The sequence below is a fragment of the Bradyrhizobium sp. SZCCHNS3016 genome (assembly GCF_032484535.1).
In the GTDB taxonomy this organism is placed as follows: Bacteria; Pseudomonadota; Alphaproteobacteria; order Rhizobiales; family Xanthobacteraceae; genus Bradyrhizobium.
The window spans coordinates 1-7,708 of sequence record NZ_JAUETE010000034.1 but is presented as its reverse complement, the minus strand read 5'-3'; the positions used below and the strand labels follow the sequence as shown (position 1 = coordinate 7,708).

General features: G+C 64.6%; 9 protein-coding genes and 2 pseudogenes. 4 read left to right on the top strand and 7 right to left on the bottom strand.

Annotated features, from left to right (window positions below; translation table 11 throughout):
- Positions 1 to 295, top strand: a 295-nt coding sequence (locus QW881_RS32470) for a hypothetical protein (protein WP_315759675.1), incomplete at its 5' end; no start/stop codon positions are given.
- Positions 296 to 432: 137 nt separating this feature from the next.
- Here QW881_RS32470 and QW881_RS32465 read toward each other — a convergent pair.
- The 4 genes and pseudogenes from QW881_RS32465 to QW881_RS32450 form a co-directional block, all read right to left on the bottom strand.
- Positions 433 to 758, bottom strand: a pseudogene (locus QW881_RS32465) (amidohydrolase); the annotation flags it as partial.
- A 136-nt stretch (positions 759 to 894) separates the two neighbouring features.
- Positions 895 to 1,122, bottom strand: a complete 228-nt coding sequence (locus tag QW881_RS32460; RefSeq protein ID WP_315739926.1) for a hypothetical protein — start codon at positions 1,120 to 1,122, stop codon at positions 895 to 897.
- 330 nt (positions 1,123 to 1,452) lie between these two features.
- A complete protein-coding gene (locus tag QW881_RS32455; protein ID WP_315759674.1) occupies positions 1,453 to 1,662 on the bottom strand; it encodes a PRC-barrel domain containing protein in 210 nt (69 codons plus the stop codon).
- A 140-nt stretch (positions 1,663 to 1,802) separates the two neighbouring features.
- Positions 1,803 to 2,339, bottom strand: a complete 537-nt coding sequence (locus tag QW881_RS32450) for a tannase/feruloyl esterase family alpha/beta hydrolase (RefSeq protein WP_315759673.1) — start codon at positions 2,337 to 2,339, stop codon at positions 1,803 to 1,805.
- Between the two features lie 127 nt (positions 2,340 to 2,466).
- Between QW881_RS32450 and QW881_RS32445 the strand changes: the two genes are divergently transcribed.
- On the top strand, positions 2,467 to 3,825 hold the full coding sequence (locus QW881_RS32445) for an LLM class flavin-dependent oxidoreductase (RefSeq protein ID WP_315759672.1): 1,359 nt from the start codon (positions 2,467 to 2,469) through the stop codon (positions 3,823 to 3,825).
- 18 nt (positions 3,826 to 3,843) lie between these two features.
- Here the strand turns inward: QW881_RS32445 and QW881_RS32440 are convergent, their stop codons facing one another.
- On the bottom strand, positions 3,844 to 4,494 hold the full coding sequence (locus QW881_RS32440; protein WP_315759671.1) for an aspartate/glutamate racemase family protein: 651 nt from the start codon (positions 4,492 to 4,494) through the stop codon (positions 3,844 to 3,846).
- Positions 4,495 to 4,833: 339 nt separating this feature from the next.
- Complete coding sequence (locus tag QW881_RS32435) at positions 4,834 to 5,496, bottom strand: O-methyltransferase (RefSeq protein ID WP_315759670.1); 663 nt, start codon at positions 5,494 to 5,496, stop codon at positions 4,834 to 4,836.
- A gap of 93 nt (positions 5,497 to 5,589) precedes the next feature.
- On the opposite strand from QW881_RS32435, the gene QW881_RS32430 reads away from it, so the two are divergent.
- Positions 5,590 to 6,240, top strand: coding sequence for a TetR family transcriptional regulator (locus QW881_RS32430; RefSeq protein ID WP_315759669.1), 651 nt, complete (start codon positions 5,590 to 5,592; stop codon positions 6,238 to 6,240).
- A gap of 117 nt (positions 6,241 to 6,357) precedes the next feature.
- Here the strand turns inward: QW881_RS32430 and QW881_RS32425 are convergent.
- Positions 6,358 to 6,756, bottom strand: a pseudogene (locus QW881_RS32425) (transposase); the annotation flags it as partial.
- A 157-nt stretch (positions 6,757 to 6,913) separates the two neighbouring features.
- Between QW881_RS32425 and QW881_RS32420 the strand changes: the two are divergent.
- On the top strand, positions 6,914 to 7,654 hold the full coding sequence (locus QW881_RS32420) for a class I SAM-dependent methyltransferase (RefSeq protein WP_316159248.1): 741 nt from the start codon (positions 6,914 to 6,916) through the stop codon (positions 7,652 to 7,654).
- Positions 7,655 to 7,708 lie beyond the last annotated feature (54 nt).

Below are 7,708 nucleotides of genomic sequence, written 5' to 3'. Positions count from 1 at the left end.
AGCCCTCAATCCCGAGACCCGCAAGGACTCCGCCGTCCACGTTTCTCTTTCTTCATCTTCACTTGTCAAACAGCCCGCACTTGTTAGTTCGCTCGAACTACTAAGTGCATCAACCTCGTTGGTCTTTTTCGCCGAGGAAGTCCCGATGGCCGGGGCGCTTCACATAGCCGATTTTCGAAGACCGTCAAGAGCAATTCCGAAGAAAAAACTCAGGAGCCAATCGGAAGAAAAACAACGTCGGTCCCGAAAGTCGGGGGCCTCAGTCATCAGTGATGTCCGGCTGGCGTGGTGGTGAGATAGTGCGACGCCGCATCCCGCGCAAGAACTTTTTGCGACGGCTGTGCAGAAATGTGGATAGCGCTGTCGCCCCCCACGCTCGGACCCGTCACACGCCGTTTCCGTTCCATTTTGAGACGGTTGGCGCGCGCAGCGTCAGAAATTGCTCGTGTGCGGTTGCACCAGCGCACGATACGAGTGCGGCATCCGCATGCGGGACGAGATCTTTCCGCCGGACGACGTTGGTCGGATAGAAGCTGTCGAGATTGCTGGTGTCGATGTCGACGGTCTCGATCCCCTCCCCGCCTGCAACGATCGCCTCACGGCGCGGAAACGCTGATGTATCCGGACCGAACACGCCGCTGAGCCCGGGATCGAAATTCGCGGCGTCGCACACATTCGCGAATGCGAAGTAGGCATTGTTCTCGCCACCGCGAACACGGAGGTGAGGCCAGGTGATGCAGATCGGCACCGGCCGGGATGCGTCTTGCGATAGGTTGAGAGGGTGCCGTCCGGAATTGGCCCGGCCTCGGCCGGATCGGTCAGCCCTGTTGCCGCAAGTTCCGGAACACCACTGGCAGCGCCGCGCCCCTCGTCCGACGCCAGCGCGAGACGGCGTCAACGCGATCGCGGTGGAGTGCTGCGTGCTGGAGCCGTCAGGAAGCGATCGAGCTCGACGATCGCTTCGGCCTCGCGGGCGCGCCGCAGCTGCCTAGCCTGCTCGATGCCCGGCGGCAGACGCTTCGCCCTGTCTCGCGCCTCGCGCGCCATCTCTAGCAACCGCTCCCCCAACGACATCGTCTGCTTGACACGCCGACGCCGTTTCTTCCGACCTTCTACTTCCATGCGGGTTTGCATCCAGTTTCATTGATGCGCACCGACAACTCTAGATCAGGAGATGCCGGGCGCATCAACATAAGTGAATCGGCCGCGACCACCGTAGTCCGGGCGGCAGAGCAGCAGCGGCCGGCCGCGCCGGGAGCATCGAGGCTAGCCGCAGCGACGGCCCGCTCTCGTATCATTTGATATGCGATGCACGGGTCTTCCGGCAGGCCTCTGCAAAGGCCGCTCGCGAAGTTCGAACGCTCGATCCGATGCCCCACGCAACGCCATGCGACGCGTAATCAAGCCGTTTCGATCGTTTGAGCGTTCCAAATCCGAGACCAACGCCGCCGCTCAGGATTGCGTGAACTTGATGGTCGACACCGGCCAGCGCCCGTCATGACCGCGAAGGGCGATGCGCAACCCATGCAGCTCATCAAGATACACCTGCTCCACGGTTCCGGCCTTGCCGTCGCTCAAGGCCACGCATTTGCCGATCAGCTCGGTCTGGACGTGCTCGAACTCGCACAGAATGGTGAAGGCTCGCGTCTTGACGGCAACCATGAGGGACCGGTGTATGGGCTGATGGGAGCCTCAACGCTGCGGAGACAGGTCGGCTGGCAGATAGATCGGGTCATCCCCCTCCCGAGTCAACCGCTCATCAAGTGATCGTGCACACCGTGCAGACGGCATGCACGACCTGTTCAGCGGCACTCGAAATTCGCTGCATCCTCGAGGCTGCCGCTGCCCTTGTAGGTCAGCACCTTCGGGAACGCGCAGAGATCGCGCGTGCGCCCGGGCCATGGCACATCGGCCGCACGCCGCGCGGTGGCGCGGATCGCCTCAGGCGCCGCGGCCGTGCCCTCCACCCATTCGTCCAGCGCGGTCAGCAACTGGAACTTATTGGTGGCGGGTCCGCCGCCGCAATGGTTCATGCCGGGAAACAGGAACAGCCACGCGAACCGGCAAGCGGCACGCGATAGGCCGGCGCGCCCGCGATGACGCCGTCGAACAACTCGGGGAAGCGCTGCCCCAGAAGCGGTCACGCCCGCGGGTGCCGGCGGCGCCAGTTGCACGCCGCCCGCGGCGACGAACTCGGCCGTGACGACGCGCCCGCTGTCGGCGAAGCCTTGCGCGAGCGCGGCGCAACTCGCCTTGAAGTCCTGCGCATGGACGGAGGCCACAGCCGACGATGTCAGTACCAGCGCGGCCAGCGTCGTGATCCGGATCGTCCTCCCCACATGCGGGCCACGGCCCGTCCTGCGCCATCATTGATCCGCGGCGCGCAGCGGCCGTGCGCATCCACGCGATTGAAAACCATAGGCGAAGCGTGCCATCTGGTCGGCTCAAGACAGCGTCGAGGACATCATGGCTGCGGACATCCGGTTGAATGCGTTTGCGATGAACTGCGTCGGGCACCAGTCGCCCGGCCTGTGGCGGCATCCGCGCGACCGTTCCTCCGACTACAATCGCCTGCCCTATTGGCTCGACCTCGCCAAGACCTTGGAGCGCGGCCGCTTCGACGGACTGTTTCTCGCCGACGTGCTCGGCGTCTACGATGTCTATGGCGGCAACCCCGACGCGGCGCTCCGCCACGCCATCCAAGTGCCGGTGAACGATCCGATGATGCTGATCTCGGCGATGGCCGCCGTCACCGAGCACCTCGGCTTCGGCGTCACCTGCACGCTGTCCTATGAGCCGCCCTACCCGTTCGCGCGGCGGATGTCGACGCTCGATCATCTCACCGAGGGCCGCATCGGCTGGAATATCGTCACCGGCTATCTCGACAGCGCCGCACGCGGCATGGGCAGGGAGCGCCAGACTGCGCATGACGACCGCTACGACGTAGCCGACGAGTACATGGAGGTCGTCTACAAGCTGTGGGAAGGCAGCTGGGAGGACGACGCCGTCAAGCGCGACCGGACCAGCGGCGTGTTCACCGATCCCACGAAGGTTCACCGCGTCAGCCATCGCGGCGAGAACTACCAGCTCGACGCCATCCATCTCTGCGAGCCGTCGCCGCAGCGAACGCCGGTGCTGTATCAAGCCGGCACCTCGCCGCGCGGCCGCGTGTTCGCCGGCCGCCATGCCGAATGCGTGTTCATGTCCGGCCCGTCGGCCAAGATCATCGCGCCGCGCGTCGCCGCGATCCGCCAGGCCGCCGCCGACGCGGGTCGCGCCGGCAGCGACATCGTCATCTTCAGCATCGCCACCGTCGTGCTCGGCCAGACCGATGCGGCGGCCGAGGCGAAGTTTGCCGACTACCGCCGCTACATCGACCACGAGGCGTCGCTGACCCTGATGTCGGGCTGGACCGGCGTCGACTTCTCGACCTACGACCTCGACCAGCAGGTCCGCCACGTGCTCAACGATGCCGGCCGCAGCGCCATGGACAACGTCACGCGCGCCGATCCGGACCGGGTGTGGACCGTGCGCGAGGTTGCCGAGCATGTCGGCATCGGCGGCATCGGCCCGGTGTTCGTCGGCGGGCCTGCGAAGGTCGCCGATCTCGTCGAGAGTTGGATCGAGCAGACGGGCGTCGACGGCCTCAACCTCGCCTTTGCGCTGTCGCCGGAGAGCTTTGCCGATGTCACCGACATGCTGGTGCCGGAGCTGACAAGGCGCGGCCGCTACAAGAAGGCGTATCAGCCAGGAACGTTGCGCGAAAAGCTGTTCGGCCGTGCCCGGCTCGCGGCGCCGCATCCGGCGGCAAGCTACCGGCCATAGCACAGCGCACTTGGCTGCTCACGCGGACAGCCGCTGCAGCAGCTGCGAAACCGCTGCCGCGATCGGCCTGATGATCGGCACGGCGAATTGCGGCTGCAGCTGATCGGCCGCCTGCGCCAGCGGTCCACCGCCTATGATCACGGCTTCTGCGCCGTCCTCCGCGATGCAGGCGCGCGTGGCCGCAGCCAGAGCCGACGCAAGCCGCGCCGGATCGGTGGCGAGCGCGGCCGGGGCGCCCTCGGTCAGCCGCGTCCCGGTGAACTGCGCCGACAGCCCGAGTTTCTCTGCGAGGCCTGCGATGCTCACGACCAGCGCCGGCGTCACCGTGGCGACGCCGAAGCGCCGCCCGCTTTGCGCGGCCTCGCGCATCGACGCCTCGCCGATCCCGACCACCGGCAGCGGGCAGAGCCTGCGCAGCTCCGCGGCGCCGGGATCGCCGAACGCCGCGACGATGATGCCATCGCAAGCATCGCGATGCCCGCAGCCGATGTCGACCACTTCCGCAGCCGATGCCGCCAACGCCTCGGCATCGACGATCATGGCCGGCGCCCGCATCGCGGTCGCGCCGACCACCTCCGCCCGGCCGGCGCAGCAGGCGGCCGCAATCGACACCATCATCACGGTGGTCGCGGCCGAGCTGTTGGGATTGATCAGGAGGATGCGAGGCATACAGGTCGGTCGCTCATGATGACGGGACTCTCCTCGTGACCAATCGCCACCCGCCCGTCAACTCCCGAAGGGTTGGTTGGCGATCACAGATCCCGAGATGGGCCAGCGGGCCTCGTCGCCCACCCCACCGCGGTCATGCTTCGGAAGTCCCGTAGCCCGCATGAGCCGCCGGCGGCGCCGATCGGGCGTCGACGGCGGCGACATGCGGGGCCGATCTCTCGTCTCGGGCGTCGGCGAGGCGCCGCGGGCAAAAGCGCAGGCTCTGGCGGTGGCGTTGCCCCGCATGTCGCTGGCGTATGCGGGCTACGGGCTTCGTCGTCTGTCGTGCTCCCCTCAGTCTCACCCGATCCGCATCGACAATTCGACTTCGTCGCCGAACGGCACCGACAGATAGCCGTTGGCTGGCGAACGGACGTAGGCGAGATAGTCGGGGCTGTGGTCGGCATTATCAGCGACGATGAACGCGCCGGCGCTGAGCCGGCTCTCGAGCAGCGCAAGGATGTCGCCATACAGCGGCTTGGCGCCGTCGAGCAGCACGAGATCGATGGTCTCCGGCAGATCGGCGCTCAGCGTCTGCAGCGCATCGCCCTGGCGGACCTCCACCAGATCGGCCAGGCCGCCCTCCGCGAGGTTGGCACGGGCACGGGCGACCTTGGACGGCTCGAACTCCGTGGTGATCAGCCGGCCGCCGCCATTGTCGCGCAGCGCCGCGGCGAGGAACAGCGTCGAGATGCCGAACGAGGTGCCGAATTCGACGATCGATCGCGCGCCGACGCCGCGCGCCAGCATGTAGAGCAGCATGCCGGTGTCGCGCGACACAGGCAACGGAAAGTCCTTGAGCTGCGTGTAGAGCTCGACATGGCCGGACCTGCTGCGCATCAGTTGCGCGCCCCGTTCGGCCATGCCGGCGAAGATCGGGCTCGTCTCCGGCCGCAGCAACGTGGCCTCGGCAAGCAGGCGATCCAGCAGCAGCGCCACCGGCGGGGTGGTCAGGGTGATCATTGATATTCTCCGTGTTCTCGATGCGTGTCGTTTGCGTCGAAGTCAGAATACGAATAATCATTCGCATTCGCTAATCGCATTTCGGAACGCTCCATGGCCCCGGCTCGAAAAGCCCCGATTTCCCCGCGAAAACTGCCGCAACAGGCACGCTCGGCCGACCTCGTCGCGGCCATTCTGCAGGCGGCTGTTCAGGTTTTGACCAAGGAAGGCGCGCAACGTTTCACCACGGCCCGTGTCGCCGAAAAGGCCGGCGTCAGCGTCGGCTCGCTCTATCAGTACTTCCCGAACAAGGCGGCGATCCTGTTCAGGCTGCAGAGCGACGAGTGGCAGCAGACGACGAAACTGCTGCACGGCATTCTGGAGGACACGCGCCGTCCGCCTCTGACGCGATTGCGCGCGCTCGTTCACGCGTTCCTGCAATCGGAGTGCGACGAGGCCGCCGTGCGTGGCGCACTCGACGACGCCGCCCCGCTCTACCGCGATGCGCCCGAGGCGCGCCGGGCCAAGACAAGCGGCCGCCGCGCTATGCTCGCCTTCATGCGCGAGGTGCTGCCTGGTGCCGGAGAGACCGAGCGCGCGCGGGCCGCCGATCTGATCAAGACGACGCTCGGCCAGGTCGGCAAGCACTTCTCGGAGACACCGCGCAGCCGGGCCGAGATATCGGCCTATGCCGATGCGATGGCCGACATGTTCTGTGCGTACCTCTCCACCGCGAACAAGCCTCACAGACGTAAGGCCGGGTAGTCCCGCAGCCGGCGCGTCCCCGCCTCTCCTTAGCGAAACTGGGAACCTCTGCACGGCCACGGGCTGCCGCGACGCTACGTTGACTTGATGCCGCCGTATCCCAGATCGCCGCTCCCGGATGCAGCGGCGCAAGACGGTCTCGAACACGCGACGGAAGAGATCGCTCTCACGGAAGCGGCCGTGCCTGTTCTTCGAGAACGTCGAGTGATCGGGGACAGCTCCATCCAGACCCAGCCGGCAAAACCAGCGGTATGCCAGATTGAGATGGACTTCATCGCAGAGGCGCCGTTCCGATCGGATGCCGAAGCAATAGCCGATCAAGAGCATCCTTATCATCAGCTCCGGATCGATCGAGGGCCGCCCGATGTTGCTGTAGAACGGCGCCAGCTCCCGCCGTAAGTCCTCCAGGTCGACGAACCTATCGATCGACCGCACGAGGTGGTCGGCTGGGATGTGCCTTTCTAGCGAGAACTCATAGAACAACGCAGCCTGTTCGACTTGCCGATGCCCCATCATGACCTTCAGTCCTGCCCACTAGACACACTGAATCACCGATATCTCTGCGTCGCAACTGCTGACTTTTTCAACGAAATCGACCCGAAGCAGAAATCGGCCGTTGGACAGATGGGCCGCGCCTGAGGCATATTCCCGAAATATCGGAAGGGGGCAAACAATGGAACAGCGCTTTACGTTCGATCAGGTTGCGAGCTTATACAGGGCCTCACGCCCGGACTATCCAGAGGCGCTTATTGACGATGTTCTGTCGTACGCAGAGCTAAGGCCAACCGATAACATTCTCGAAGTCGGCTGCGGAACGGGTCAGGCGACAAAGGGCTTCGCGGCGTGGGGCTTTCCTATCGTTGCCATTGATCCTGGACCAGAAATGGTGCTCGCTGCACACGAGACTTTGGCGAGTTTTGCTAATGTGAAATTGGGCGTGGCTACATTTGAAGCGTGGTCAGCTAACAACTCAGTGTTCCAGCTAATCATAGCCGCACAGTCGTGGCACTGGGTATCCCCGGAGGTTCGGTTCGTAAAGGCCGCGCAATTGCTTTCGGCTCACGGATCACTAGCCGTCTTCGGACATGTTCCTGTAGGGCTACCGACGCATTTACTCGAACAGTTTAAACAGATATCGCTGCGTCTCACGGGTCGGTGGGGGCCGCCGCCCGAAGCTTGGTACCTGCCGAATGGTCCATTCAAGGGCTGGTTTGACGAGTCACGGTTGTTTGGACCCGTCGAGCATAAATGCTATCCATGGAAGTGGCAGCACACGACATCGAGCTATACGAATTTCCTAGCCACGCGGTCGGATATTCGGATGCTCGCGCCAGCGACGCGCGAAGACCTGCTTGGTGAAATCGAAAAAGTAATCGAAGATCAAGGAGGCAACTGGACTGCACCCCTTAAGTGAGACACGATAATTTCTGTGACAGGCATTTCGAGGATGACCTGTGGCAGCAAGAGG

Excerpts from the sequence above, each read along its gene's own strand:
- QW881_RS32430 (WP_315759669.1), top strand. The coding sequence starts at position 5,590 with ATGGCCCCGGCTCGAAAAGCCCCGATTTCCCCGCGAAAACTGCCGCAA.
- QW881_RS32435 (WP_315759670.1), bottom strand. The coding sequence starts at position 5,496 with ATGATCACCCTGACCACCCCGCCGGTGGCGCTGCTGCTGGATCGCCTG.
- QW881_RS32420 (WP_316159248.1), top strand. The coding sequence starts at position 6,914 with ATGGAACAGCGCTTTACGTTCGATCAGGTTGCGAGCTTATACAGGGCC.
- QW881_RS32455 (WP_315759674.1), bottom strand. The coding sequence starts at position 1,662 with ATGGTTGCCGTCAAGACGCGAGCCTTCACCATTCTGTGCGAGTTCGAG.
- QW881_RS32445 (WP_315759672.1), top strand. The coding sequence starts at position 2,467 with ATGGCTGCGGACATCCGGTTGAATGCGTTTGCGATGAACTGCGTCGGG.
- QW881_RS32460 (WP_315739926.1), bottom strand. The coding sequence starts at position 1,122 with ATGGAAGTAGAAGGTCGGAAGAAACGGCGTCGGCGTGTCAAGCAGACG.
- QW881_RS32440 (WP_315759671.1), bottom strand. The coding sequence starts at position 4,494 with ATGCCTCGCATCCTCCTGATCAATCCCAACAGCTCGGCCGCGACCACC.